The 26,892-nt window shown below is 34.0% G+C and carries 24 protein-coding genes; 20 read left to right on the top strand and 4 right to left on the bottom strand.

All coding sequences use genetic code 11. The features are described from left to right. Positions 1-14: 14 nt before the first annotated feature. The 4 genes from AA80_RS06835 to AA80_RS06820 form a co-directional block, all read right to left on the bottom strand. Complete coding sequence (locus AA80_RS06835; protein ID WP_103877044.1) at positions 15-1,037, bottom strand: lytic transglycosylase domain-containing protein; 1,023 nt, start codon at positions 1,035-1,037, stop codon at positions 15-17. 11 nt (positions 1,038-1,048) lie between these two features. After that, positions 1,049-1,876, bottom strand: coding sequence for a purine-nucleoside phosphorylase (locus tag AA80_RS06830; protein WP_103877043.1), 828 nt, complete (start codon positions 1,874-1,876; stop codon positions 1,049-1,051). A 15-nt stretch (positions 1,877-1,891) separates the two neighbouring features. Next, a complete protein-coding gene (gene hpt / locus AA80_RS06825) occupies positions 1,892-2,404 on the bottom strand; it encodes a hypoxanthine phosphoribosyltransferase (RefSeq protein ID WP_103877042.1) in 513 nt (170 codons plus the stop codon). 172 nt (positions 2,405-2,576) lie between these two features. Next, entirely contained in the window at positions 2,577-3,311 is a 735-nt protein-coding gene (locus tag AA80_RS06820) for a biotin--[acetyl-CoA-carboxylase] ligase (RefSeq protein WP_103877041.1), read from the bottom strand. 174 nt (positions 3,312-3,485) lie between these two features. On the opposite strand from AA80_RS06820, the gene AA80_RS06815 reads away from it, so the two are divergent. The 20 genes from AA80_RS06815 to AA80_RS06720 all read left to right on the top strand — a co-directional run bounded on the left by AA80_RS06815 (position 3,486) and on the right by AA80_RS06720 (position 26,862). Then, entirely contained in the window at positions 3,486-4,592 is a 1,107-nt protein-coding gene (locus AA80_RS06815) for an FtsW/RodA/SpoVE family cell cycle protein (RefSeq protein ID WP_103877040.1), read from the top strand. A 3-nt stretch (positions 4,593-4,595) separates the two neighbouring features. Continuing rightward, positions 4,596-5,516 (top strand): glutamate formiminotransferase, encoded by a 921-nt coding sequence (locus AA80_RS06810; RefSeq protein WP_103877039.1) that lies wholly within the window; start codon positions 4,596-4,598, stop codon positions 5,514-5,516. Next, on the top strand, positions 5,513-5,980 hold the full coding sequence (locus tag AA80_RS06805) for a 23S rRNA (pseudouridine(1915)-N(3))-methyltransferase RlmH (RefSeq protein ID WP_103877038.1): 468 nt from the start codon (positions 5,513-5,515) through the stop codon (positions 5,978-5,980). Before AA80_RS06810 ends, AA80_RS06805 begins: the two co-directional genes overlap by 4 nt. Before the next feature lie 259 nt (positions 5,981-6,239). Then, positions 6,240-7,502, top strand: a complete 1,263-nt coding sequence (locus AA80_RS06800) for an adenylosuccinate synthase (protein WP_103877062.1) — start codon at positions 6,240-6,242, stop codon at positions 7,500-7,502. Positions 7,503-7,522: 20 nt separating this feature from the next. Beyond that, entirely contained in the window at positions 7,523-8,995 is a 1,473-nt protein-coding gene (locus AA80_RS06795) for an NAD(P)H-hydrate dehydratase (RefSeq protein WP_134080033.1), read from the top strand. A 13-nt stretch (positions 8,996-9,008) separates the two neighbouring features. Beyond that, positions 9,009-9,665: a thiamine diphosphokinase gene (locus AA80_RS06790; protein WP_103877036.1), complete on the top strand. Its 657-nt coding sequence runs from the start codon at positions 9,009-9,011 to the stop codon at positions 9,663-9,665. Between the two features lie 15 nt (positions 9,666-9,680). Further along, positions 9,681-10,157 (top strand): metallophosphoesterase, encoded by a 477-nt coding sequence (locus AA80_RS06785; protein WP_103877035.1) that lies wholly within the window; start codon positions 9,681-9,683, stop codon positions 10,155-10,157. Positions 10,158-10,175: 18 nt separating this feature from the next. Next, positions 10,176-10,766 carry a ribosome biogenesis GTP-binding protein YihA/YsxC gene (yihA, locus tag AA80_RS06780; RefSeq protein ID WP_103877034.1) on the top strand — a complete coding sequence of 197 codons (591 nt, stop codon included), beginning with the start codon at positions 10,176-10,178 and terminating at the stop codon, positions 10,764-10,766. A gap of 76 nt (positions 10,767-10,842) precedes the next feature. Next, positions 10,843-12,630, top strand: a complete 1,788-nt coding sequence (locus AA80_RS06775) for a phosphoenolpyruvate carboxykinase (ATP) (RefSeq protein WP_103877033.1) — start codon at positions 10,843-10,845, stop codon at positions 12,628-12,630. Beyond that, entirely contained in the window at positions 12,623-13,387 is a 765-nt protein-coding gene (locus AA80_RS06770; protein ID WP_103877032.1) for an SIR2 family NAD-dependent protein deacylase, read from the top strand. The genes AA80_RS06775 and AA80_RS06770 overlap by 8 nt, the downstream gene beginning before the upstream one ends. A gap of 281 nt (positions 13,388-13,668) precedes the next feature. Next, on the top strand, positions 13,669-14,973 hold the full coding sequence (gene asnS / locus AA80_RS06765; RefSeq protein ID WP_103877031.1) for an asparagine--tRNA ligase: 1,305 nt from the start codon (positions 13,669-13,671) through the stop codon (positions 14,971-14,973). Positions 14,974-14,993: 20 nt separating this feature from the next. Continuing rightward, complete coding sequence (gene ruvB, locus AA80_RS06760) at positions 14,994-16,049, top strand: Holliday junction branch migration DNA helicase RuvB (protein WP_103877030.1); 1,056 nt, start codon at positions 14,994-14,996, stop codon at positions 16,047-16,049. Beyond that, entirely contained in the window at positions 16,042-16,731 is a 690-nt protein-coding gene (locus AA80_RS06755; protein ID WP_103877029.1) for a YggS family pyridoxal phosphate-dependent enzyme, read from the top strand. Before ruvB ends, AA80_RS06755 begins: the two co-directional genes overlap by 8 nt. A gap of 30 nt (positions 16,732-16,761) precedes the next feature. Beyond that, positions 16,762-17,064, top strand: coding sequence for a YggT family protein (locus tag AA80_RS06750; RefSeq protein WP_103877028.1), 303 nt, complete (start codon positions 16,762-16,764; stop codon positions 17,062-17,064). A gap of 6 nt (positions 17,065-17,070) precedes the next feature. Further along, a complete protein-coding gene (locus AA80_RS06745; protein ID WP_103877027.1) occupies positions 17,071-17,895 on the top strand; it encodes an NAD(+)/NADH kinase in 825 nt (274 codons plus the stop codon). A gap of 18 nt (positions 17,896-17,913) precedes the next feature. After that, positions 17,914-18,672 (top strand): phosphate signaling complex PhoU family protein, encoded by a 759-nt coding sequence (locus AA80_RS06740; protein ID WP_103877026.1) that lies wholly within the window; start codon positions 17,914-17,916, stop codon positions 18,670-18,672. Next, positions 18,669-22,130: an LptF/LptG family permease gene (locus AA80_RS06735; RefSeq protein WP_103877025.1), complete on the top strand. Its 3,462-nt coding sequence runs from the start codon at positions 18,669-18,671 to the stop codon at positions 22,128-22,130. Before AA80_RS06740 ends, AA80_RS06735 begins: the two co-directional genes overlap by 4 nt. A 12-nt stretch (positions 22,131-22,142) precedes the next feature. Beyond that, the gene (locus AA80_RS06730) at positions 22,143-22,817 is read left to right on the top strand and encodes a uracil-DNA glycosylase (protein ID WP_103877024.1); all 675 of its coding nucleotides are present in this window, start codon (positions 22,143-22,145) and stop codon (positions 22,815-22,817) included. A gap of 2 nt (positions 22,818-22,819) precedes the next feature. Beyond that, the gene (smc, locus tag AA80_RS06725; RefSeq protein WP_103877023.1) at positions 22,820-26,344 is read left to right on the top strand and encodes a chromosome segregation protein SMC; all 3,525 of its coding nucleotides are present in this window, start codon (positions 22,820-22,822) and stop codon (positions 26,342-26,344) included. Continuing rightward, a complete protein-coding gene (locus AA80_RS06720; protein WP_103877022.1) occupies positions 26,341-26,862 on the top strand; it encodes a methylated-DNA--[protein]-cysteine S-methyltransferase in 522 nt (173 codons plus the stop codon). Before smc ends, AA80_RS06720 begins: the two co-directional genes overlap by 4 nt. Positions 26,863-26,892: the final 30 nt, after the last annotated feature.

The following is a 26,892-nucleotide window of genomic DNA, read 5'->3' as shown; positions in this document are numbered from 1 at the left end:
TTCCTGAAAACTTTTTAAAAGGCTAATCTAAAACCTAAATTTATAGAACTTTCATATACTTCATACCCAACGAAAAGGTCTAAGTTGTATATTGAAAAATAACTGGAAAGTAGCAAATTGTCAGTATGTATTAATATTTTTGAGGTCCAATTATTTGTTAATTCGTGTTTATAAATTAACTCAGGATTTTTCGGCCCTTTCAGAATAAAGTTTTGCCACGGTAAACCTATACGCAAAACAAGGTCTTCAGGAACGGTTTTCCCTTCAATACCAAAACCTAAATTCGTTCTAGGTACATACAAAAAGGTATAACCATAATTTGTTTGGATGTCCCTGAAATCAAATTCTTGGATTTGTTCTAAAGGAAGCTCTAAACCAACATTCCCGTATATTTCAACTTTCCTATAAGCAAATCCACCTTTAAATTCCGTAGATATTTTATCTTCTTCATCTTCTGAGTAATAAGACACTCTACCTCCTACGAAATAAGGGGAATATATTTTTGTGTTAGAATAATTTCGTTGGGCTCTTTTTACCCTCTCGTAGTATGTCTCACCAGCAGGAGACACCTTCCCCGCCATAACTGCGGTAGGTCCATCATGGTATGCTATAATCTGCAACCTTTCATCATCAAAAAGCCGCCGAAGATAACCATGGTATTCTAATGCCCCTTTTAGATTGTCATACGGATCAAATGAATTATAAACGTGTAAATCCACTGCCGTCGGATTTTTCAATTGAAATAGTCCCATCGCCTTAGAAGACGAAATAGCATGCGTATAATTAGACGATTCTACCATCATTTGCCCGCCTATCAACGTTCGCGGTTGGGACCACACACTTTCTAACAATTTATTTGAATCCATTATCGGATATTTGTTAATAGAATAAAACTCAATTCCAAACTTCCCAGTGGAATTTGAATTGTATTCAAAATAAGTATCCGGTTTCATGAAAAAGTAATCGTAAACTTCATAATAAGAAAAGAAAAAAACCGGCAGAAATATAAAAGTTACTAAAGAAACAAAAACTTTCAATAAAACACCTTCTAAAAGATATCTATTAAGTCCATTATGATATCTGCTATACTTTGTCCAGTTTTTTCTGCAATCTTCAAAACTTCTTCTGCACTAACTTCTTTCAGTTGCTCAGGAACAGCTTTATCTGTTATAGCGCTGATACCTAAAATGTCCATACCAGCATGTTTTGCAACAATAGTCTCTGGTACAGTCGACATCCCTACCAAATCAGCACCAAAATTTCTCATCATAGCCATTTCAGCAGGTGTTTCAAATGTAGGACCACTTAAACCCAAATAAACACCAGAATATACTTTAATATTTAGTTTTTTAGCGGATTTAAAGGTTTCTTGCACCAAAGATTTCGAGTAAACTTCTGTCATATCAGGAAATCTAGGACCCCAATCATCGAAATTTGGTCCAATCAATGGATTGTCACCAAAAAAATTGATATGATCTGTAATTATGCAAGGCACACCAACTTCAAAATCGGGGTTTAACGTTCCTGCCGCATTAGTCACTATGAGAGTTTCTATACCTAATTCTTGCATTACCCGAATTGGAAAGGTTACCTCTTTCATGGTGTACCCTTCGTAGTAATGAAATCTTCCGTTCATCAGTAATGTATCTTTACCACTCAAACTCCCTATCATTAATTCACCTTTATGGCCGGGAGCGGTGGAGCTAGGGAAGTTTGGGATATCAGAATAAGGGATTAAAAGAGGATCCTCTAAATTTTGAGAAATTTTCCCTAATCCAGAACCCAAAATAATCGCGATTCTAGGTTTTTTCATGGTTTTTTCTTGAATATACTTAGCTGCTTCTCTGACTTTCGATACGTACTGTTCAATATCCATATTACATTTGCCTCCTTATTCAATATATCCAATGTACGGTAAGTTTCTATATTTTTCATTATAATCCAATCCGTATCCTACCACAAATTTATCTCCGATTTCAAATCCAGGAAACCTTACTTGAATTCCATGTTCGTGAATTGTTTTTACAACTATTGATGTAATTTCTAAAGAGGAGGGATTTTGCATCTCTAAATATTTTACTATATATTTTAACGTGTTTCCAGTATCTACAATGTCTTCAACTATTAAAACATGCTTATTTTCAAGGGGCTCATCAAGCCAACTTTTTACCTTTACTTTTCCTGTAGTTATATCCCCTGAGTAACTAGATACCTGTATGAAATTATAATTAACGTTTAAATGTATCTTTTTTACTAAATCACTAAAGAAATTAACAGATCCTTTTAACACACATACCGCAACAATTTCATCAGTTATACTTTTATAATAATTTTCTATTTGGCTAGCCAAATCCTCAATCTTTTTTTGTATCTCCTCTTCTGAAATAAGCACTTTTAGCGCCATTGTATACCTCCCCAAAGAAATAAAAATTACTCTCTGCATCGTTACTCTTTTAAAATCAAAACTTATTCCCCAAAAAGAATTATTATTAAATTTTATGATTAATTTTTACAGATTGAAGTTCAACAAATATATTGTATCATAACTATCAACCGTTTGTCACCTTACTTAAAGATTATAGCACAATTAATTCCCCAGAGTTTAGTTTTTTTATCTCCCCGTTATCGTCTATTATCTCTAAATAATCTGACTGAATATCGTTTACTTTTCCATAAAGAGTTCCATCATTTTCAGTTGATACTTGGACCCTATCTCCTATTTTCACATTCAAATGATTTAACCACAATTTTGTTATAGCAGAAATCGCTTTGGGTTTGAAGTATTTTAGATAATATGAATGGTAAGCAACATGGTTCAATTCATTCAAAAGTTTTCTCAATGCAATTTCTTTGCCAACGAGATCTTTTAAAGCAATTGAGCTATTGGAGACTTCTTCAGGTAATTCGTTGTTAACGTTTATTCCTACTCCCACTATGACGCAACCCGGTGAACCCCCATTATAAACACTTTCTCCTAAAATTCCACACACCTTCTTAGAATTTATCAGAATATCGTTAGGCCATTTAATGACGGGGTTCAACTTATATTTTTTTTTCAAAACGTTGTAAATTACTAAAGAATACATTCTCAAATAATAATATGGAATCAAAGGTCTTTTACGGGGTTTAAAAAGCACAGAAAACCATAAACCTCCCAAGGGGGAATACCACCTACTGTTTTTCCTTCCGTAACCTTCTGTTTGTTCCAAAGCCCAAACTACAGTTTCTGATGGTAGTTCATTCCAGTGTTTTTTAATGTAGTTGTTTGTCGAATCTACTTTATCCAAAAGAATTAAATTGTCGCCTATCATTATTGGACTTTTCCTCCTCTTAAAAACTCTTTAGATAGCGCCCCTTCGCTACGCTCCCCACCGATTCTATACCTTTAAAAGCTTTAAATTTACTCTTTAATATATCAGTATGATATAATATAATGTTGATAAAAGGCAAGCTCTTATCGAAATTCGTAAAGGGAGATACTTTAAGTGAATTCTTTTTCTATTACAAATTTAACAGGTGAAAGAAGAGAATATATAAAAAAAATAGAACTTATCCTTGTTATCGCTTACGTGTTGTTGGCAATTCTAGGATTTTTATCCGTTAAAAGTGCAGTAATCAATAGCCCTTTAGAGGGAATAGAAAATCAACAATTGATGTGGATTATTATAGGGTCCGGTTTTTTTGCCGTTACCATCTTCGTTCCAGAAAGGTTTATTAAGAAATATACCCCTATTCTATTTTATTTAGTAATTCTTAGCTTGGTTTTGGTACTTTTCACCACACCAGTTAGTGGGACTAATAGATGGATAAGGCTGGGACCTATAGGTTTTCAACCATCTGAAATATTTAAGTTGGTATTGTTATTATATCTCAGTTACGTTCTTTCTCAAAATGATAATAAAAGGTTTTACTTTGCATCAATGATGATTTTTTTTTCTACAGCGTTAATATACAAAGAACCGGATTTTAGTACTTCAATTATAGTATTATTTACGTGGTTTGCTCTAGTTTTTGTTTCAGGAAGGTTCGAAAAATTATGGCAGTATTCTTTAGGATTAGCTTTGATAGCCAGTCCAATAATTTTTTACAACCTCCAAGAATACCAAAAAGGAAGGATAACAGGCTTTCTCTTTCCTCAAACTTACTCTCTAAGTTATTATTATAACACCGCTCAGGCGATAAAAGCTATAGGTTCTGGTGGCCTGTTAGGGGTAGGATATATGAATGGATATATGAATTTGAGTGGGTTCGTACCTGAAAGTCATACAGATTTTATCTTTGCCGTTATCGGAGAAGAGTTTGGATTTTTGGGGGTAACCTTGATTCTAATACTTTATTCAACAATACTTTGGAGACTATACGAAGGGTACAAAAAAAGCGAAGACCTTTTTTGGAAGTATTTTTATGTTGGATCTGCATTTTTGTTCTTTTTTCATATTTTTCAAAATATTGGAATGAATCTAGGCATGTTACCTATTACAGGGATTCCTCTACCCCTGTTATCAAATGGGGGTTCTTCTTTTGTTACTTTTTCTATAATATTGGGAATTGCAACAAAAGGTTTAATGGTAGAAAAAAACATTACGAGGTGAACAATGATGAAAATCGTAGAGACCTTACCAAACATTAGTGAAGGGAAAAACAAAGAATTAATCAACAAAATCAAAGACCTTTCTGAGAATTATGATAAGATTTGGTTTATCTCTTGTAAAAGTGATGAATACTTCAATAGGAGCTTCATCAGTGTTGTAGGTGAATTAAACGAAATTGAGGCTTTCTTATTTGAAATGGTGAAAATATGTGTGGAAAATATAGATCTCAGAAATCATAGTGGTTATCATCCAAGATTAGGTGCCGTAGATGTTATACCAATTGTTCCACTAATATCAACGACCTTTGATGAGGCGAATAATCTTGTAAAAAGATTAGCAAAAAAAATCTCTGAAAGTTTTGAATTGCCTATATATCTATACGAAAAATCCGCCAAAAACGAATACCGTAGAAATATTAACACCTTGCGAAAAGGTGAATTTGAGTTCTTAGCGAAAAAAATGTCTTTCCCTGAATGGGAACCAGATTTTGGTCCAAATCACCCTCATCCCACTGCGGGAGCAACTGTAATGGGAGTCAGAGATTTTCTAATATCTTTGGAATTCCATATAAGTACTTTAGACAAGTGGTTAGCAGAACAAATAAAACAAGAAATAGATTTGAATTTACCTGCTAGTGTATTTTTAGAAAGAAAACAAAGCGGTAAATTCAGTCTCACTTTAAATGCAAAAGAGGGGGATGTATCTCTCTATTTGCTTTACAGTAAAGTTAAAGCGATAATAGAACACTTTGGATGTGAAATAGAGAAAGTATCCCTGCCATCTCCTTTAACGGGAAAATTGTTTTTACAATCGTTTAAAAACTTAATAGGTAATTTGGATGGAGAATTATTTACAATAGAAGAAAAATTGTTAACCGAATCAGAGATCTCCAAAACAAAATATATTCCAAATGAAGAAAAATGACTAGAATCATAGTTATTGGACCTTTAAAAAGCCCATATATAATAGATGGAGTCAAACAATATTTAAAGTGGATAAAGAAGTTTGAAAAAATTGAACTGATACAACTTCCTTTGTCCGGTGATTTAAACAAGACACCTCCTTCAATTTACAAAGAAAAAGATTTCAAAAAGTTCGAAAAATATTTCCCGGATTCTTTCAACGTTTTATTGGATGAAAGAGGAGAACAGATGGATTCTATAAAATTTTCCCAATTTTATGAACAGATAAAAAGCTCATCGGGATCTAAATTCATAAATTTTATCGTTGGTGGTCCTTTGGGCCATTCTGATAAAATTTACAATAACGCTGATTCTATTTTATCTTTATCCAAACTAACTTTCACACACGAATTTGCCGTATTGATCCTTTTAGAGCAACTGTTTAGAGTTAATAAGATATTGCACAATGAAACCTATCATTATTAAGGGGTGAACCCCTTAAACTCCCCAAAATCATGTGTCATTTGCGAATCAAATGAAGATTAGGAAATCGCCCCAAAAGCATTACGAATAAAGCTTTTTTGCAAAAAAAGCAAATGAGGGTATGGAAATTACTCTAAAACAATTACAAAAAGACGTTTTGCACGAAGCAGCAAAAAAACTTCGTTTGCACACTACTGCAAACAAAAGTTACCGAATTTTTATCACTGGAAGGGAGGAAGGTACGTATCATCGTACAAAAATGATGAAAAAGATGTCGATTGTGGGTGCCCAATGGGGCGATGAAGGTAAAGGTAAGGTTGTTAACTACTTTTCAGAAAAGTTTGAATGGATAGTACGCTTTTCAGGAGGAGCGAACGCAGGTCATACCATTTATTACAAAGGCAAAAAATACGTGAATCACATGCTTCCTTCTATTATGCCCAATTCTCAATCTAAAGGTTTTTTAGGTGCGGGAATGGTTTTAGATTTAGAAAAACTAGTAGAGGAACTAAATATACTAGAAGCAGATTTTCCTGGAATGTCCTCTAAATTTTACATTGATTTAGAAACCTTTTTGGTACTTCCGTGGCACAAAGAAGAAGACGAAATTATAGAAAGTATGAGAAAAAAGCCTATAGGAACAACAAAAAGAGGAATTGGACCTGCCTATACCGATAAGGTATCAAGGGAAGGTATAAAACTCTACTATCTGTTCGATGAAAAAATGCTTAAGGAACGTTTGGAAGATATATACTACCTAAAAAGTACTCAGTATGGCAATAAATTAAAAACTTCAAAAGATGATGTGTTTGAATACTTAATGAAAACCAAAAATGAATTGGAGAAATTGAAGATAAATTACGCTAGTGCGGTAGAGATGGGGAATGTTTTCAGAAGTACATCGGTACTGTTTGAAGGAGCCCAAGGTGTTTTGTTAGATTTGGATTTTGGCACCTATCCTTTTGTCACATCGTCTTCTTGTATGGCTCATGGAGTTTCCTCCGTAGGTTTTTCAACGTTCGAACTAGATGAGGTTTATGGCGTACTCAAAGCTTACACAACACGGGTAGGATCGGGGCCTTTCCCAACAGAAATTTTTGGAGAAGAAGCTGACAAAATTAGGGAATTAGGAAAAGAATATGGGGCGACAACTGGAAGACCAAGAAGGGTTGGTTGGTTAGATCTCCCTGCCTTGAGATACGCAAAAATAAGGTCTGGGTTAACAGGGCTTGTAATCACCAAGGCAGATGTTTTAAACGGGTTAGATAAGATAAAAGTTTGTACACATTATGAGGTCAACGGAAAAACAAAAGATACTCCATCTTCTTCTTATGACTTTTTTGTTGCCAAACCTATTTATACTGAATTGGATGGTTGGAAAGATACCAACGATATTAATTTCTTAAAATATTTATCGTATATTGAAGGACAAATCGGAGTTGATATTGACTACATTTCTTACGGACCAAAAACCGAAGAAATGTGTTCAAAAAATGATTTGATATTGAACATGGAGAACAAATAAAAAATCTAGGGGTGAATAAATTGAAGATAATTACTTCCTCCCAGGCAAAATTAATAGACAAATTGACTATAGAGAAAGGAATAGCCTCAGAAACGCTGATGGAACAAGCGGCTTTTTCTGTGGCAGATATAGCAGAAACCTTTGAACCTACTTCCATTCTCTGTGTAGTAGGAAAAGGTAACAACGCAGGTGATGGAATTGCAGCTGGTAGAATTCTCAAAAATCGAGGTTACAACGTTGAAATACTTATAGTAGGCGATCCAACTCAAGGAAGTCCTGGCTTTAAAAAGCAACTCGAAATCGCCAAAAAATACGAAATTAATATTTATCGTTCCCGCATTGATGAGATAAATTATTCTCAATACGATCTCATAATAGACGGATTAATAGGTATAGGCTTGACAGGAGAAGTCAAAGGTGATGTTGCCCAAGCAATAACACGCATAAACTCTTCGGGATCAAAGGTATTGTCAGTCGACGTTCCATCAGGGATATCGTCTGACACAGGTGAAGTGATGGGAACCGCAGTTGAGGCTGATCAAACGGTTACCTTTGGCTTTTTAAAAATTGGCCAACTGCTTTATCCCGCAAGAGAGTATTGTGGAGAAATAAAGGTCGCACCTCTATCTTTCGACAACTCGTTGATAAACTCAATAAATCGGGAACTAATACTAGAGAATACCGTTAAGAACTTACTCCCAAACAGACCTGAAGATTCTTACAAGTACAAATTTGGAACGGTTTTGATACTTGCCGGTAGTGAAAAATACCCTGGTGCCCCTATCCTTTCAGCTATCGGGGCCCAAAAAACCGGGGCTGGTATGGTTAAGCTGATTACACCGGGTGATTCATCACACGTTTTAGCGCTTGAACCATCTATAATCTACAGATCCTTAAAAAAAGAACATTTTGAAGAAAAAGACGTTGACAATTTAAAGGAAGAAATCGAAAAATCTAACGTCATAGTTTTGGGTCCCGGTATAACTGAAAATGCAAAAGACTTTGTTACAAAATTGGTTAACACTTACAAAGATGACAAAAAGTTCGTTTTAGATGCAGACGCTCTATCAATTTTAAAAGAGAAAGATGTAAAATTAAACAAAAATTTTGTTATAACTCCTCATGTGGGAGAACTATCAAAAGTTTATAAAAACGTTAAAAATGATGTGTTTGGTTTGGAAGAGTACGCAAAAGAATTGAATTGTACCATCGTATTCAAATCATCAACTACCTTGATAACAAACGGCGAAAAAACATATTTCAACATAACAGGGAATTCAAGTCTAGCTAAGGGAGGATCGGGAGATTTATTATCAGGAGTTCTCGGATCATATATTGCTCAAGGCTTAACAACGTTGCAAGCTTGCATAATTGGAAGCTATGTGGTATATAAAACTGCAAGAGACCTATCCTTAGAGCACACAAATTACTCTTTAACTCCGAAAATAATTGCAGACAATCTATATAAGACAATTCAACAATTAAACTCATGAACCTAAAATCATTTTGGGAGGCGAAAAAACTATAGTTTATATAATATCTGGAGCAGAACAAAGAAGCTCGTTGGGATTTTATATGAAAATGATACAAAAGGCAACCTTGACAATCGCATGTGATGCTGGAATCAAAATCTTCAAAAAGTTAAACTCACCACCAAAATATTTAATAGGAGATTTTGATTCTGCTTCTATTGAAGACCTTCAGTGGGCAGAAAATAACAACACCGAGATATTGAAATATCCAAAAGAAAAAGATGAGATTGACACCGAATTGGCTTTAGTATTTCTAAAAGAAAATCACTACAAAAACGTTATTTTATCAGGGGTTTTGGGTAATCGCATCGATCAAGAAATGGCAAGTGTATTCCTCCTAGCCGAATACATAGATCTAAATCCTGTTATTCTTGAAGAAGACGTTAAAATTGGTATAGTAAATAAAATAGTAGAAGAAGAAGCCCAGATCGGTGAAAGTTGGTCCATTTTAAGAATAGGAGAACCCGTTATAGGGCTGACTCTTAAAGGATTCAAATATCCATTGAACAAAAAAGATATCTCTGATTTTAAATCCTTAGGCATTAGTAACGAAGCTACAGAAAATAAAATAGAAATATCCGTTGAAAGTGGCAAGGTCGTTTATATCAGGTGGATTAACAAAAAGTGGTAACTAAGGGGTGATCTAATGTGGTTAATATTATCTGACTCTCACGACAACATGGATAAACTTAAAAAGATCCCAGATTTAATTCAAGAATACAATATCGATACTATCTTCCATTGTGGAGATTTTGTAGCTCCGTTTACTTTACCGTATCTAATCTATGATGACATCGACTTTTATGGTGTCTTTGGTAACAACGACGGAGAAAAGTTATTACTTTATGAAAAATCTAATAAAAAGATAAGAAACGGACCAATCACCATAAAAAAAGATGGTAAAAAGATATTCCTCATGCACGAACCTTATTCCTTAGTTGCCGCTGAAAATTCTGGGATTTATGATTACATCTTTTTCGGTCACACCCATGAAATAGTAAGTAGAAAAACCGGTAAAACTATTATACTCAACCCAGGAGAATTTTCTGGATGGCTAACTGGGAAGGCAACTTATGGTATAATAGATCCTAACGAAGCAAAAGTTGAAATCAAAGAACTTTAGAGGAGGACCATTGACATCTTGAAAGTATACAAAGCTCAATTAATAAAAACCGTTTACAACATTGAAGATCTCCCACCACCCGATAAAAAAGAAATCGCCTTTGCAGGAAGGTCTAATGTTGGAAAATCGAGCTTTTTGAATGCCATTTTAGGCATAAAAATAGCAAAAGTGAGCTCTACCCCAGGAAAAACCAGATCCATCAACTACTATTTGGTGAATAACAAATATTATTTCGTTGATCTACCTGGGTATGGTTTTGCGAATGTTTCAAAACAAGAAAAAGAAAGATGGAACATATTGATGAACGAATACTTTAAAAATAGATTTTCTTTGAATGTTGTTTCTGTGCTTATTGATCATAGACATATGCCTCAAAAATTGGATTATGCTATGGTTGAATGGCTCAAAGATCTAGGCACACCTTTTTTGTTTATCTTAACAAAATCTGATAAATTAAAGAAATCTGAAAGAGCTAAACTTTTTGAAGAAATAAAAAATAGTTTTTCATCTTATGGCGAATATATTTATTTACCTTTCTCTTCAAAAACAAAAGAAGGTTTAAAAGAGGTTTTAAAAACTTTCGGTGAAATATTAGGTGATGTTGATTAGTTTCAGTCTGGGTGGGCTGCGGGGTGAAGGGGCGCTAAATTAAAATTTCTAAAGACCGTCAAAAGGGAGGGTTACAATGAGTTTTGAAAGAACGGTATTGATACCGGGGGAGGTATCTTATAGTAACATATCTCAAATACTAAATTCAAGCATTCTTCTAGAAATAATCTCAGAATTAATTGAAGATGCCCAAGAAACACACAATGCTCTGTATCCTTTTTTTCAATTATTTCTTGTGGATAAGAGCAAACAAAATGTTCGTGAAAGATACGATTTAGAACAAATTCGGCAACTACTCTTAGCTTTATCTATAAACAGCTTAGACCATTTAGATGAATCTTCTTACTTTAGTTTCCCAAAATTGTCTTCATACAGAGAAACGTTAGCCCTCTTTGTTGAAGATATCTTTAACCTATGGCGTTCAAAACACAGATTTATGAAAAAAGCGGATCCTTTCAGTCATAATTCAAGAACGAGGATTCATAAGCAAATATCCTTAGTCAAGAACAACTCTGATCTAAAAAGCTTAGTCTTGGGATTATATAAACAAATTCTTGTCAACATTTCAGCCAGAAGAGTAAAAGTGCTGAGGCAACTTCCCGGTGGAGTTCAAGCAGGATTTATAGTTGATCGTCCTAAACCTAAACCAGAAGCTAAAATAGCCAATGCTGATTTTTTATATAACATGGAATATGTTTGGAGTGTAGTACTGGAACCACCCGTTATCTTTTATACAAACTCAAATAAAAGAAGAGGAATTTTCAAAGTTGTTGATCGGCCTATATTAAATAAAATTCATTTAGATAATCCTCAAGACTGGCTGGTGTTCCCTATATATGTTAACAATAAATTAATATTTGTTGCTGTTTACAAAGAATACCTTGCAATGGCAACAGGTTTAGCAAATCTGTTCGAGTTTGCAGATTTTGAAAGTTTAGAATACAGAAGACCTGATGGTATATACATCTTCGGTATGAATAAAAGTTTTTTTGAAGATGAAGACGATTACAATGGTATCATCTATAAAGAAGATGATGGAACTTACGTAGGACTTGTTGGAGATGATCCTTCTATAGATTACTTTGGTTATATGAAGAAAATGATATTGACAATTCACAACTTAATAGTTATAGACGAAGAAAGGCTGCCAGTCCATGGGGCATTAGCGGAAATAAAGTTAAGAGATGGAAAAAGTTTCAACGTAATGATTATGGGAGATAGTGGAGCTGGGAAATCTGAAACATTAGACGCCTTAAATAGAATCAGAAAACAAGTATCTGAAGTAAATATAGTGATAGACGACATGGGATCATTAGATATTTTAGAAGATGGAACAGTAGTTGCATACGGGACAGAAACCGGAGCATTCGTCAGACTCGACGACTTACAACCGGGTTATGCATACTCCGCTATGGATAGAAGTATCTTTATGAATCCAAACATAACCAACGCCAGAGTTATTGTACCCTACTCCAATTATGAAGACATTATTAAACCTACTAAAATTGATTATTTCTTTTACGCCAACAACTATGAAAAAATTGACGAAAACAAACCACCGATTGAATTTTTTGATGACGTAGATAAGGCATTAGATGTATTCTCCAAAGGTGCGAGGATGGCAAAAGGTACAACTGCAGAAAAAGGTTTAACCTACAGTTACTTTGCAAATCCTTTCGGTGCAATCCAAAGAAGAGAAAAACATGAAAAAATTGCTAGAAGATACATGGAAACGCTAGTAAAAAGCAACGTAAAAGTTGGAATACTCCGCACACAACTTGGTGTAGAAGGCTATGAAGACGAAGGTCCTTTAATAGCCGCCCAAGAACTTTTGAAATTTCTGAAAGGTTGGAAAAGTGTCTGAAGTTGCGAAAAAATGTGCAGAATTAATTTATAAGTCAAATTCCATTGCGGTCTTAAGTGGTGCGGGGATGTCTACTAACGCAGGTATCCCCGATTTTAGAGGCCCAAACGGGATCTATACAAAGTCAAATATAAAAAATCCCGAAAGGATTTTCGATTTGGATTATTTCTATCGTGATCCTTCTTTGTTTTATAAGTTTCACAAAAAATTTTTAGAGTACATAACTAAAGCAGAACCAACCTTTACCCACAAATTTTTAATTCAACTTGAAAAGGAAGGAAAATTGAAAGGGATAGTAACTCAAAACATCGATTCTTTACACCAAAAAGCAGGTTCAGAAAAAGTTTATGAAATCCATGGAGGATGCTGGAAAAATTACTGCACAAAATGTAATAGAGAGTATTCTCAAGAAGAAATAATAGAAAAGATGAACAACGAAATAGTACCAAAATGTGATAACTGTGGTGGCGTAATAAAACCAGATATAGTATTCTTTGGAGAACCTGTAAAATACCTAACAGAATCTAAAATATTGATGAAAAATTCTGATCTTGTCTTAGTTTTAGGATCCTCTCTTGTGGTTATACCAGCAGCAATGTTGCCATCCTTAACTGAAGGAAAAATAATAGTAGTAAACAAAGGTGAAGTATCAGAAATGTACCTCCCACCAGAAAAAGTTGCTTTCATTGTTAACGAAGAATTGGATACCTTTTTTACAGAAGCTGCCAGAGAGTATTCAAAACTAAAAGAAAAATAAACGAGCGCGGCAAAGCCCTGATTTCACCTTCTTTATGGGTGGGGAGCAGGGTGAAAGGGCGCTAAAACAGAACATTATGGGGTTTACCCTTTTTATCCTTATGGGCGGGCAGCGGGGCAAAGGGGCGCTAAAACAGGTTCTTAAGGGGCGAAGCCTTTTGTAGCCTTGTGCAAAAAGATTTTTTAAGTTTGCTGCTTTGTGCAAACTATGTTTTTAAAAGATTTTGAACTTGAATTTGTGGTTTTTAAGGGGGGACCCCCTTAACGCACGGAGGTGACAGCATGATTCCAAAATGGGTATATATAAAAGACTTCAAAAAACACATCGATCAAACAGTAGAATTTCGGGGATGGGTATGGAACAAAAGAAGCAGCGGTAAAATAGCTTTCTTACAGTTAAGGGATGGAACAGGTTTTATTCAAGGAATAGCTGAAAAGAAAAATTTTGATGATGAAACCTTTGAAAATATCAGAAAAATAAAGATGGAAAGTAGCATAATATTACAAGGAACCATAAAAAAAGACGAAAGATCTCCTGAAAACGTTGAATTACACATAACTTCTTTCAAAAAAATACAAGAACCCATTGAAGACTACCCTATTTCTAAAAAAGAACATGGCATAGACTTTTTAATGGAAAACAGGCATCTATGGATCAGATCGAGAAGACAGTTTCATATCTTAAAAATTAGAAACGAAATTTTAAAGGCAATTAGGGATTTTTATAATCAAAATGATTTTACTTTGATAGACACCCCCATATTTACCGGTTCTATAGGAGAATCTGCCGGTAACACATTCAAATTAGACTATTTCGATTATGGAGAGGTGTATCTAGCACAAACTGGTCAACTTTACTTAGAAGCTGCGGCGATGTCTTTTGGCAAGGTGTACAACCTTGGTCCTACCTTTAGGTCCGAAAAATCAAAAACAAGAAGACATTTAATCGAATTTTGGATGAATGAAGCCGAAGTAGCTTTTTATAAACATGAAGACAATATCAAATTACAAGAAAACTTAGTTTCTTTCATAATGCAAAGAGTATTAGAAAATGCTTCGGATGATCTAAAAGAAATTGGTAGGGATACAAATAAACTACAAAAAATTCAACCTCCTTTTGAAAGAATGACATACACACAAGCGATTGATTTCCTGAAGAAAAAAGGTTTTGAAATAGAATGGGGAGAAGATTTCGGAGCAGATGAAGAAAGTGCACTTGCTTCCCAGTTTGAAAAACCTCTCTTTGTGGAGAAATATCCTAGGAAAGCTAAAGCTTTCTATATGCAACCTGATGAAACCAATCCTGACGTTGTACTCTGTGATGACTTACTTGCCCCCGAGGGTTATGGTGAAATAATAGGGGGTTCTGAAAGAATATGGGAAGAATCTATCTTAATAGACAGATTAAAAGAATTCAATCTACCTTTAGATCAATACCAATGGTACATAGATTTACGAAAGTTTGGTAGCGTTCCACACAGTGGTTTCGGCTTAGGCGTTGAAAGAACCGTAGCTTGGATATGTGGATTAGAACACATAAGGGAAGCTATACCTTTTGCACGAACACTTTACAGAGTTTACCCATAAGATTCTAAGGAGTTTTTAAAATGATCGAAAAAGAAAATACAAATCCAAAGAGGTTATTGGATCCCTCTTTTATTGGAGAGGATACAGGAACAAAGAAATTAAGGCCAAATTACTTGAATGAATTTATCGGCCAGGACAACATAAAAAAAAAGCTAAAAGTCGCGATAGAAGCTGCTAAAATAAGAAAAGAAGCGATGGACCATGTAGTTTTAGCAGGTCCGCCTGGTTTAGGTAAAACAACCTTAGCTTATGTGATTTCAAACGAGCTAGGAGCTAATTTGCAAATTACAAGCGGCCCTGTAATCGAAAAAGCAGGAGACCTCGCTGCCATTTTAACCAACCTAGAAAATGGCGACGTACTATTCATAGACGAGATCCACAGATTGAATAGAACCGTGGAAGAAATCTTATACTCAGCCATGGAGGATTTTCAACTTGACATTGTTATAGGGAAAGGTCCTTCTGCACGTTCTATAAGGATTGACCTACAACCTTTCACGTTGGTGGGAGCTACTACGAGATTAGGCCTCATCGCTCCACCATTGAGAAGTAGGTTTGGCATAATTTTGGAAGTTGATTTCTACTCTCCAAAAGACCTCAACTTAATCATAAAAAGAAGTGCAGAGATACTCAATATAAAAATAAAAGAAGATGCATCCCATATTTTAGCCCAAAGGTCCCGGGGAACTCCCAGGATCGCCAACAGATTGTTGAGAAGGGTTAGAGATTTTGTTCAAGTTTCGGGAAAAAACATCATAGAAACCGAAGATGTAGACAATACTATGAAATTATTAGAAATGGATGAAGATGGCTTAGATAAAATGGATCGAAAAATTCTTAAAACAATAATAGAAAACTATGAAGGTGGGCCGGTAGGTATAAATGCCCTAGCTTCATCGATTGGGATAGAGCCTGATTCAATCAGCGAGGTCTATGAACCGTTTCTACTACAAGCAGGTTTCATTATCAGAACCCCACGTGGTAGGGTAGCAACTGAAAAAGCTTATAAAAAATTGAATTACACCCAAAAACCTTCCAATCAAAATATCAGTTTATGGGGGGAGTTTAATGAATAATTTTCTAATAGAAAATTATCAAACCTTGTTAAATGAGATACAAAAAATTGTTGAAAAATCAGGTAGAGATATGAACTCTATAAAATTAGTTGCTGTATCAAAGAATTTTCCAAGTGACGCCATAGAAATATTGTACGAGAAAGGGCACAGAGATTTTGGAGAAAATCGAGCTCAGGACTTAAGAGAAAAATATGAAGATCTAAAAAACCTTGCCATTGTATGGCATTTCATAGGCAGGATACAAACCAACAAAATAAAATACATTGTTCCTATCGCGGAATACATACATTCAGTTTGGAGAATGAAAGAAATAGAAGAAATTCAAAAAAGAGCTGAAGAAATAAATAAAACACAAAAAGTACTTTTAGAAATTAACATATCTGGTGAAAATTCCAAAGCCGGACTCATTCCAAACGAAGTAGATGCATTTTTGCAAGAGGCAACATCTTTTAAAAATATAAAAATAATCGGTCTAATGACGATGGCTCCTTACACTGACAACACACATGTTATTAGAAATGTCTTTCGAAGCTTAAGAGAACTTAGAGACAACCTAAATAAAAAATACACTTCAATAAAGGAATTATCTATGGGGATGACTAACGATTACAAAATGGCCATAGAAGAAGGAGCCACTCTTTTAAGAATAGGAACAAAAATCTTTGGTAACCGTTATCTTTAAATGAACGGACTTCTTACAGGGAGGAAAAAAATGTTTGTAATAGCAAACCTTTTAATAGCGCTAGCAAGTATATTAAGAATAGTAATAGTATTTTTTGAATTTTGTATAATTGTATCTGCTTTATTAAGTTTTATAATGCCCTTCCAATACAACAGATTTCGAGGTTTTGTTGATTCTGTTGCCAACATAATTTTGAATCCTATAAGAAGGTTTATACCCACAGTTATAGGCAATATCGATCTATCTCCAATGATTGCTTTTCTTATATTAATGTTTTTAGACAGGTTTTTAGTACAATCTTTATTGGACTTAGCTTACAGGCTTGGAGTGTGATTTTTTATGAAAATCTTTATCTTTTACAATCCACTTAAGCTTTCTAAAGATACCCTTGAAGAAAACATATTAAAACCTTTCAATGAAAGCAATATAGAGGTTCTGGGTTACGCTGCGGCGGGCTCTACTGTAGAGGAAAAACAAGCCCAAGCAGCCGATTTTTTCGTGATTTTTGGGGGCGATGGGACGGTTTTGAAAATAGCTGAAATTGCCGCAATATTTTCAAAGCCGGTAATAGCTGTTAATACGGGGAATTTAGGGTTTTTGAGTTCTTATTCCAGTTCTGAGATAAAAGAATTGATCGAAGATATACAAAAAGAAAACATTTCTTTTTCATTTCGGCACCTTTTAGAATGTCATGTAGGTACCAAAAAAGTCGTTGTTCTAAACGATATCGTCTTATTAAAAAGCCAACCACTAGGCACTATGAATGTTGATGTAAAAATTGAGAGACACACTTTATTCTCATTCGCTGGTGACGGATTAATTGTATCAACACCCACTGGATCCACTGCATACGCCTTATCTGCCGGAGGTCCTATCATTCACCCTGAACTAAACGTCATTCAACTCATCCCGTTAGCTGCTCACGCCCTCAACATTAGGCCTTTCATTGCTCCTCCAACACAGAAGATAGAGATCATTTTGAAAAACATGAGCAAAGGCTTTGCATATGTAACCGGTGATGGAGATATCATTCATAGAATGGAACCAGGAATGTCAATATTTGTAACTTCCAGTGAGATGACGATAAAACTAGCCCAAAGAAACGGAAACAATTATCTCAATGTCTTAGATAAAAAATTAGGGTTTGGCAGAAGGTTTGAATGATTTTAGGAGGCAAATAATTTGTTCAAAAAAGAGAATGTTAGCCAAATCAACAGCATCAGTTTGAATCGATTAACACGATATTTAAATAATGTTTTGAGAATGGGCAGAATAGTTCAAGAAATGTACTATAAATTTGGGGATGCTTATCTAGAAAGAAACGATAAATTAGCAAAAGAAATAATAAATCAAGACGACAGATTAGATTTCATCGAAGCAAGTTTAAATTATGAAAGCGTTATTTTATTGTCCACTGGTAATTACACAGGGATTTACTTAAAAGCTTGTTTCATGAGCTCGAAATTAGTTCAAATATTTGAAAACATGGGTGATATATGCGAAAAAAATGCAAAATTAATAATTGAAATACTCAAAACCCCTTCTGCTGTAAACGCTTCAAATTTTGAAGATAGCCTGGAACTAACCAAAGAGAATCTTTCAAATGTTTTATCCTCGTTATCGGATTTGATCAATATCAAAGCAACCAAATTAATGACAGATCAAGTAAAAGAAAGTTTTTTTGAGAAAGCGAGAAAAAGTTGTATTCTCAACGAAGAAGTAAAGGGGCTTATCGATGCTTACAAATCATATTTGTACAAATCCAAAGAATCGATTAAATCCGCTTCACTTCATATAGAAGTACTAAACAATTTAGCTGACTTTTCTGATTTCATCACAAACATCTCTGAAAATATTATTTGGACGTTAACAGGGGAATTTTACAAATGTAGAAATAACGGTTTAGAACTCTTCTATTTCTTGGGAGAAGAAAACCAATGAAGAAACTCTTGAAATACATTTCGATAGAATTCATACCTCCATTTTTTATGGGCTTAATCGCTTTTATAGTCTTTGTTAGCTTGGAGTTGCTTTATCAACTATCAGAAATAATTGTTAGAAACAATGTAGGATTTTCAAAACTACTGATATTGATTTGGTATCATCTACCGTATTTTATCTCCATGGGAATTCCTGTGGGAGTGCTGTTTGGTATATTTTGGGTTATTTCAAAACTCTCCTCTGCAAACGAAATAATCGCTCTACAAACGCTGGGAATACCAATGAAGAAATTAATTATACCTTTTATGACAATTTCTTTATTGTTATCTTTTTTTACCTTTGCACTCTTTGACACCATCGTACCACAATCAAACTACAAGGCAAAAGAAGCGATAGCTCGGTACGTTTATCAAAGACCTGAAGCACAGATCGAAGAAAACCAATTTGTCGATGTAGGCGATGGACGATACCTCTTTGTAAAACAAATAGATAGAGAAAGTGGAGTTTTATACGATGTGCTCTTATACGAGGTTAAAAAAGATTACACTGCCGTTTTCAATGCTCAGCAAGCTCAAAAAGGTTCCAACGGTTGGTACATGAAAAATGGAAGGATGTTTAGAACCAACAAAGATGGATTCCTCGACTTAGATATCACTTTTGATCAATTGGAACTAGATATCCAAGAAGATGTTGAAGAATTCCTGAACTTCTCTAAAAGCGCCAACGAAATGACCTCAAAAGAACTAAAAGAAAAAATAACTACTTTTTCCAAGCTTGGTTTGGATGTCTCCGGTCTAATAGTTTCCTATCAGTCAAAATTTGCTAACTCGTTGGCTCCCTTTGTAATTTGTATTTTAGGAACAGCCTTATCCCTGTTTTTAAACCTAACAAGTAAATCTTGGAGTGTAATTACAACGTTTGTCCTAGTCATAATTTATCAAGGCTCTGGTGCTTGGTTGTCAGCTTTGGGAAAAGCGCATATAATAAATCCAACGATATCCGTTTGGATTCCCAACATAATATTTGGTATTATTGGTGCTTTTCTTTTCTTAATGTTGGATTCAAGAGTATCTTATAAACTTCTCGAGCCCTTGAAAAGGGTTTTTTCTATAATATTGTTTATTTTTATTGGTTCTTCCTTTTTTTCTGCACCCGTAAATATAACTAGTGAAGATTTTTATTTAAAAGATGATTTATTATTTTTAGAAGGTAACGTCTTTGTAGAGTATGAAGGTTCTACGATAAAAGCAGATTCTGCTCAAGGTGAATTAAATGAAGATGGAACGATTAAAGCAGCGACTTTTTATGGAAATATCACTTATCTATACGAAGATATTTCTATACAAGCCTCAGAAATAACCGTAAACTTCAAAGAAGATTCAGCAGTCTTCTTAAATTCCTATACCATACAAAAGTATAAGGCAGAGAAAGAAGTAGACGTACGCATATGGTCTCAAAGTATGCAAAAACCAATGCACGCGAATACTATAGAAACAAATCAGACGAAATTAACAACGTGTGAGGATTGTATTACTTATTATTTTTCAGCTCGAAAGGTCGACATTTTCCCAGGATATTTTTTGATAGCCCGAGACGTTGTGCTCAGTTTTTTTGGAGTCCCTGTTCTATACCTACCTTTCTATTTTCAAAGTTTATCAGAAAATGAAGAAGAACCTATGTCGCTCACCTTTGGATACGATAATAACGAATTTTCACTACTAACAGAAATTAATTACAAGTTTGAAAATGGATCGAAGGTTCATTTATCTTACAACACAGCCAACGATCTAGCCACACAAGAAACAGATAAAGAAGTGACCCTAAAATACGGTGTCCCTTTTTTATATGGAAGCTTGTATCTCTTTACGGGTCTGAATTCCCCAAATACATACGATAACAACTTAGGAATTATGTACCAATTTTTTGAAGATAACAAAGCCAGTGAAATTGCCAAATTAGAGTTTAAAGTTGAACCAGTAACTGAAGAAAAATCTTTATCTTTAAATATTCCAAAACTAAAAACTAATTTGGGAGATCTTAAAAATATAAGATCACACATTTATTGGAATCCAACAGGATTTGATGATATTCTATTTTTAAACGTTGAATCTCAAGCGTTTCAAAAGAAATATGGGAGATCTTTGATCTCTCTATCAAAACTTAAGTTCAACTCTCATTCATATGGAGACATATTCGATCTTTCAATGCCCGAGATATGGAAAACGAAAGAAAATAAAATAGACATATCAGGAAAGTACAACTTCTATGAAACATTTGCCAAAATGTACGGTAACTTTGATTACGCTTATACCATCGTCGCAACCGAAACCACAAAAAATAGATTAACAACGAAAAACACTTTCTCCTACAAAGATACCCTTTATGAGATTGATAAAAATAATTTTGATTTAAAATTCAACATGGAAGATACGATTCGTTTCAACTATTATAACGACTTTATACCTGGTGAAACCTACTCTTCTGGAAAATTGCTTTTTAATTACTCTTTAAAACCTGGAATAGATATTAATTTAGGTGTTTTTCAAATTGGTCACTCCTTAGAATACGTCAAAGTCTTAGAAAACTCTCTCACTCCCTCTGCCACGGACGAATTGAATTACAACGATTATGTAGGATATTCTTTCTCTATATTTGAAAAAAATTTTACGAATTCCGCAAGGTTAAGTAGAAGCTTTGATCTAACAAATACTGAAAATTTCCCCGATTTGCAAAAACTAGATCTTCAAACTCAAACCAACATAAATTTATTAAACACTAAAAATACCTTGCAAACAAAAACAGAATTTGATATTACTGATCTTAATACGGTACAGCCAGATACCACAAGCGTCAAACTAACCAACGTCATTGGCCCTTTAACACATAGAAGTGAATTTGATTATCACCATCAAGAAGAGAATAAGATTGATTATATTGAAAACAGAGAAAATTTGAGGTACAATAGAAATCGGCTGCAATTGGATTATAACTTATATATTAATGAAAAAACTTTTGCCAAAATGGTTCCAGAACTTTTGACATATTTTCTTATTTATCATGATGGTAACAAGATTTACGGGGATTTTGACATGAAGGAAGAGTACACTCTATACGACTTAGACATTAATTTCTTAGAAAAAAACTCAAATTACTCTTTTGGAGTCAATACAACCTACCGTATTTCTGATTATCTAAAAACAGGGTTCCGCATAAACAACAGAGATAAAAGTGAATTCGCAAAAATTAACTTTAATTATGATATAGAAGATCAAAACTTAAATTTCACCGAGTTTGAAATACAAAAAAAGATTGTATGCTGGACCTTGAACATACAGTCAAAGTTTTCCTTACTACCTCAATTTGATTTAACCTCGTTCAGAATATCTTTTTTTATCAATTATATACCTGATAAAAATATCTCTTATGGTGATGATGGGTTTGAATTTGGATTAATGTGAGGAGGAATATGGATGATCTTATACGGCGACGAGGAAAAACAGAAGAATATAGAAATGATCGCCAAAAGAATAGAGATATGTGAAAAGTGCCCTTTGAATCTTACAAGATCTAACGCTGTTCCTGGTTCCGGAAATGTTGACTCACCAATAATGTTTGTAGGTGAAGGTCCTGGAGCAGACGAAGACGCCTTGGGAGAACCCTTCGTTGGAAGAGCAGGGCAACTTTTAGAAAAGATGCTCAAAGAATATGCGAAATTGGAAAGAAAAGATGTTTTCATCACAAACATCGTGAAGTGTCGGCCTCCTCAAAACAGGGTCCCTACACAAGAAGAGGTTAAAAGTTGTCAATCTTATCTTGATGGGCAAATAATCGTTATCAAACCAAAAATAATAGTAACTCTTGGCAACACACCTTTGAATTACTTTACCGGTGAATCTAAGATAACTCAATCACGTGGACGTTTCTTCGATTGGTATGGAAATATTAAAATCTTTCCAACTTTTCATCCAAGCTACCTCTTAAGGAACCAAAGTTTAAAAAAAGGATCTCCAAAATGGTACGCATACCTGGATATGAGAATAATAGGTATCATGTATAGAGCATTAAAACAAGGTAAAAGTGTTGAAGAGGTCACTAAAACTATTGAAGAAAAGATTAAAAGCCTTGAAAATGCTGGGGGGAGTTAAAATTGAAACTCTTATCCCTGGAAATAGAGGGATTTAAAAGTTTTGGTAGAAGAACATATTTTAATTTAGATAAAAATATTATCGCGATAATTGGTCCAAACGGAGCCGGTAAATCCAATATTGTAGACGCGATTAGATGGTTATTAGGAGAGCAGTCTCAAAAACAGATGAGAATATCCGAAAAAAACGATATATTACACATAGCAAGCAACGGACATGATTCTTCCAACTACGCTAAAGTTTCGTTGGTGGTACAAAACGACGACAATGAAAAAATTAAGATCTCAAAAATATTGGAGAAAGATTCCTCAAACAGGTATTATATAAACAACAAAGTTGCCACACTTAAAGAAGTGCAAAATATTTTCAACAAAGGAACAGGGAAAAGCTTTTACTCGATCATTGGGCAAGGTCAAATTGGAGAAATAGTTAACTCCTCACCCGAAAATATTAGAGATATCGTATTGGATGCTTCAAACATTTCCAAATACTTAGAAAAAAAAGAAATATCGGTTAATCTATTGAATAAAACAACCGAAAATTTAGACAGAATAAACGATTTACTATTCGTCGTAGATAAAAGATTAAAATCTTTATCCATTAGGGCTGGGAGGGCACGAAAATACCTTGAATATCGTAAGGAAATAAAAAGGATAGGAAAGATGTATTTTGGTGCTTCCAAAATATCTTTTCTAAAAAAGATAGAAAAACATCAAAAAGAAATACAAGACAATTCTCAAAGAATGAAATCTCTGCTATCAGAGCTTTTTGAAGTAGAACGCGGCTACAGAAATTTAAAAAGCGAAATAGAAGATACAGACAAACAACTATCAATCAACGGAGACATGGTAGAAAACTACAGGCAAAGGGTTCAAACGATAGAAAATGAAACAAACCAATTAACAGAAGAACTGAATGAGAACAACTCTTCAATAATAAGCAAAGAATGGGAATTAAACTCTTTAGAAGAAAAATTAAACAAACTGGAACAACAGTTAAAAGAACTCTCTAAAAACGAAAGCGATTTTAGAGAAATAGAAGAAAAAACACAAAACAAAACCAACCTCATAGACGAAAAAAAGAATCTTATTATACAGGAAATAGAAAAACAAGAAGAAACGATCAAAAATTTAGAATCCGAATTATCCAAGTTATTCCAAGAAAAAGAAAGAAAAGAAACAGAGTTAAAAAACCTTCAGACAACATATGGCAGTAACCAAGAAAGAATTACCTTGCTAAAAGATCAAATAAATACCCTGAAAACAAAATTAGAAAATAACTCTCAGAAAATGAAAGAAATAGAAGACCTACTATCTCATTCAAAAGGAACCGAAATCCAATTAGAACAAAGGTTAAAAAAGAAATCCGACGAGTTAAAACAAACAGAAAACTCTTACAATACACTTTTATCAGAAATCGACACTCTTCAACAACAAGAAAAGAACCTTTCTTACACATATCAATCTTTAAACAGACAGATCAACGAATACGAAGGATTCTCAACAACGATAAAAGAATTTTTCAAAGCTTTCAAAGATGACGACAATGTGGTGGATGTCGTTGCTAATTTAATTAACACAGAAGAAAGGTATGAAGAAGCGGTCTCAACAATAGCCAGTTCAAGAATACAGAACATAGTAATAAAAAACTCATCAAAGGCAAAAGAATATTTAGACCTGGTAAAAAAAGGCAATAATGGTAAAATCACCCTTCTTCCACTTGATCTGCTAAGAACCAAAGTTCTATTACAACAAAAGTACCTTAACGAACCTGGAACAATAGATTTTGTAATTAATTTAATAAACTACCAGAAAGAATACCAAAAAGTTATGGAATACGTTTTCTCTAACGCATTATTAGTTGATAATATCGAAACAGCTATAAAAATATCGAAAATGAAGTATCCTGGAAATATAGTTACTCTCGGTGGCGAATTGGTCTATTCTTCTGGTGCCATAACCGGTGGAAAATCTAAATACGATCATTCTTCTACCGTTCTTAAAAGAAAAAGAGAGGTCTCAGAAATCGAAGAAAAGCTAAAAAAAATCAGAACCGACCTTTCGAACAAACAAACCCAATACAATAAAATAAAAGAAAAACTTAACCTCCAAAAAGAAGAGTTGGAATCTATAAAAGACGAGTTAAGACAAACAACATTAACAAAGAACGCACATGACCTTGACTACAAAAAAATCAAGGAAGAAATTAAAAATTTGCAGGAAAATATAGCTCTCTACAACGAAAAATTAGCCAACTATGAAGAAAAAAACAAAACACTTGATCAAGAGATCTCCTCACTAAAAACGGAGATTGAAAGTAACCATCAAATTACCACCCAAACAACCAAAAAAATACGCAAGATCGAAGAAATCCTTAAAGACAAAAGGGTACAACTCAATCAAATAGAAAAAGAGCTTATAGGCCAAGAAATGGAACTAAAAAGCATAAAAGAAAAATATGAATACTACAAAAATCAAAAGTTAGAAATTGAAAATGAATTAAAAGAACTAAAGATTAAGCAACAAAAAGCAAAAACACTTTTTGATACCTTAAAAGAAAAAAACAATAAAATAAAAACCGCAATAAACGAACTCAGCAAAGAAAAGGACTCTCTCAACAACGAAATTTCAAAATTATTTGAAATGATGAAACAAAGTAGAACAGGCAAACACAACAAAGCTAAAAACCTGGAAAATTATGAAAACCGTATAGACCAATTAAAAAATGAAGTAAATACAATAAAACAAAAAAATCAAGAGATTGAATTTGAAATAAAAGAAGCGATCCACAACATGCAATTTCTCAAAGAAAAAGCCCAAAACTTAGAAATTAATGAAGAAGAGTTCGAGTTAAAAGAATTATCCGAAAAAGACATAGAAGCCTTAGGGAACAAACAAAAAGAATTGGAAAGTTCATTAAAAAAGCTTGGTTCTGTCGATTTAACTGTTTTAGACGAATACGAAGAAGTGGAAAAAGAATACCAAGAAAATCTGAAAAATAAAGAAGATATAATGAAATCAATAAATTCTCTAAAACAAAGCATAAAAAATCTAGACGAAGAAGCTCAACGACAATTCGATACTTTTTTTAACAATCTGAACAAAGAATTCTCTTTCTTTATCTCAAAACTTTTTCCAAATGGATACGGTGAACTCAGATTAATTGGTGAAGGCAAAGAGTTTGAAAAAGGGATCCAAATATCTGTAAAAAAAGCAGGGACGAATTTTCAAAAGCTCTCTCTCTTTTCAGGAGGTGAAAAAGCTCTCATAGCCATTGCTTTTCTTTTCTCGCTTATAAGTCTAAACCCCAGTCCTTTTTATATACTAGATGAAATCGATGCTCCTTTGGACGATCTAAACGCCTCCAAAATATCAGACTTAATATTAGAGAACTCTAAAAAATCTCAATTTCTGATAATAACCCACAATAAGATAGTGATGGAAATTGCTGAATTTTTTTATGGAATAACTATGAGGGAAGGAATTACCCACCTAGTTCCTGTTGATTTTAAGGAGTTAGAAAGATGAAAGCCGTGTTAGGAACACCTATCGGTAGTGTGATAATCTATGTCACAAATGACAAAATAACTAAAATAAGGTTAACCTTGGGGAGACAGGTCTCAGGGCAAAATAACAAAGATTTTCCTTCCTTAGACGGGTGGGGAGCGTGGCGAAGGGGCGCTAATAAAAATGAGAATTATTACAACTCAAAAACAAAGAAACATTTTGATATAATATATGCATATCTATTTGGAGATCTTCAAAAAATTCCCAAAGAAATATTTGACTTCCCAGGTGAAACAGCTTTTGCAAAAAAGGTCTATGAAACGTTGTACAACACAAAAAAGGGAAGCGTGATTACCTACCAAGAATTGGCATCGAAGGCAGGAAATCCAAAATCGTACAGAGCGGTGGGAAATCTTATGAAAAACAACCCCCTGCCCATTATTATCCCATGCCATAGGGTAATAAAAAGCGACGGTAGTATAGGAAAGTTTAGTCCAAGTATCAAGTGGAAAAAATATCTACTAGATTTAGAAAGATGAGAAACTGGGTGAAGGGTAAAGCTCCTTTTT

This window comes from Petrotoga sibirica DSM 13575 (assembly GCF_002924625.1).
GTDB classification, from domain to species: domain Bacteria; phylum Thermotogota; class Thermotogae; order Petrotogales; family Petrotogaceae; genus Petrotoga; species Petrotoga sibirica.
This window is presented reverse-complemented; position numbering and strand designations above follow the sequence as displayed.

Bases quoted from the DNA above. Each gene is read 5' to 3' on its own strand.
- AA80_RS06720 (WP_103877022.1), top strand. From the start codon at position 26,341: ATGAAAGCCGTGTTAGGAACACCTATCGGTAGTGTGATAATCTATGTC.
- AA80_RS06820 (WP_103877041.1), bottom strand. From the start codon at position 3,311: ATGATAGGCGACAATTTAATTCTTTTGGATAAAGTAGATTCGACAAAC.
- AA80_RS06735 (WP_103877025.1), top strand. From the start codon at position 18,669: ATGAAGAAACTCTTGAAATACATTTCGATAGAATTCATACCTCCATTT.
- AA80_RS06830 (WP_103877043.1), bottom strand. From the start codon at position 1,876: ATGGATATTGAACAGTACGTATCGAAAGTCAGAGAAGCAGCTAAGTAT.
- asnS (WP_103877031.1), top strand. From the start codon at position 13,669: ATGATTCCAAAATGGGTATATATAAAAGACTTCAAAAAACACATCGAT.
- AA80_RS06750 (WP_103877028.1), top strand. From the start codon at position 16,762: ATGTTTGTAATAGCAAACCTTTTAATAGCGCTAGCAAGTATATTAAGA.
- AA80_RS06810 (WP_103877039.1), top strand. From the start codon at position 4,596: ATGATGAAAATCGTAGAGACCTTACCAAACATTAGTGAAGGGAAAAAC.
- AA80_RS06775 (WP_103877033.1), top strand. From the start codon at position 10,843: ATGAGTTTTGAAAGAACGGTATTGATACCGGGGGAGGTATCTTATAGT.
- hpt (WP_103877042.1), bottom strand. From the start codon at position 2,404: ATGGCGCTAAAAGTGCTTATTTCAGAAGAGGAGATACAAAAAAAGATT.
- AA80_RS06805 (WP_103877038.1), top strand. From the start codon at position 5,513: ATGACTAGAATCATAGTTATTGGACCTTTAAAAAGCCCATATATAATA.
- AA80_RS06730 (WP_103877024.1), top strand. From the start codon at position 22,143: ATGATCTTATACGGCGACGAGGAAAAACAGAAGAATATAGAAATGATC.
- ruvB (WP_103877030.1), top strand. From the start codon at position 14,994: ATGATCGAAAAAGAAAATACAAATCCAAAGAGGTTATTGGATCCCTCT.
- AA80_RS06745 (WP_103877027.1), top strand. From the start codon at position 17,071: ATGAAAATCTTTATCTTTTACAATCCACTTAAGCTTTCTAAAGATACC.
- AA80_RS06785 (WP_103877035.1), top strand. From the start codon at position 9,681: ATGTGGTTAATATTATCTGACTCTCACGACAACATGGATAAACTTAAA.
- AA80_RS06755 (WP_103877029.1), top strand. From the start codon at position 16,042: ATGAATAATTTTCTAATAGAAAATTATCAAACCTTGTTAAATGAGATA.
- AA80_RS06800 (WP_103877062.1), top strand. From the start codon at position 6,240: ATGAAAAAGATGTCGATTGTGGGTGCCCAATGGGGCGATGAAGGTAAA.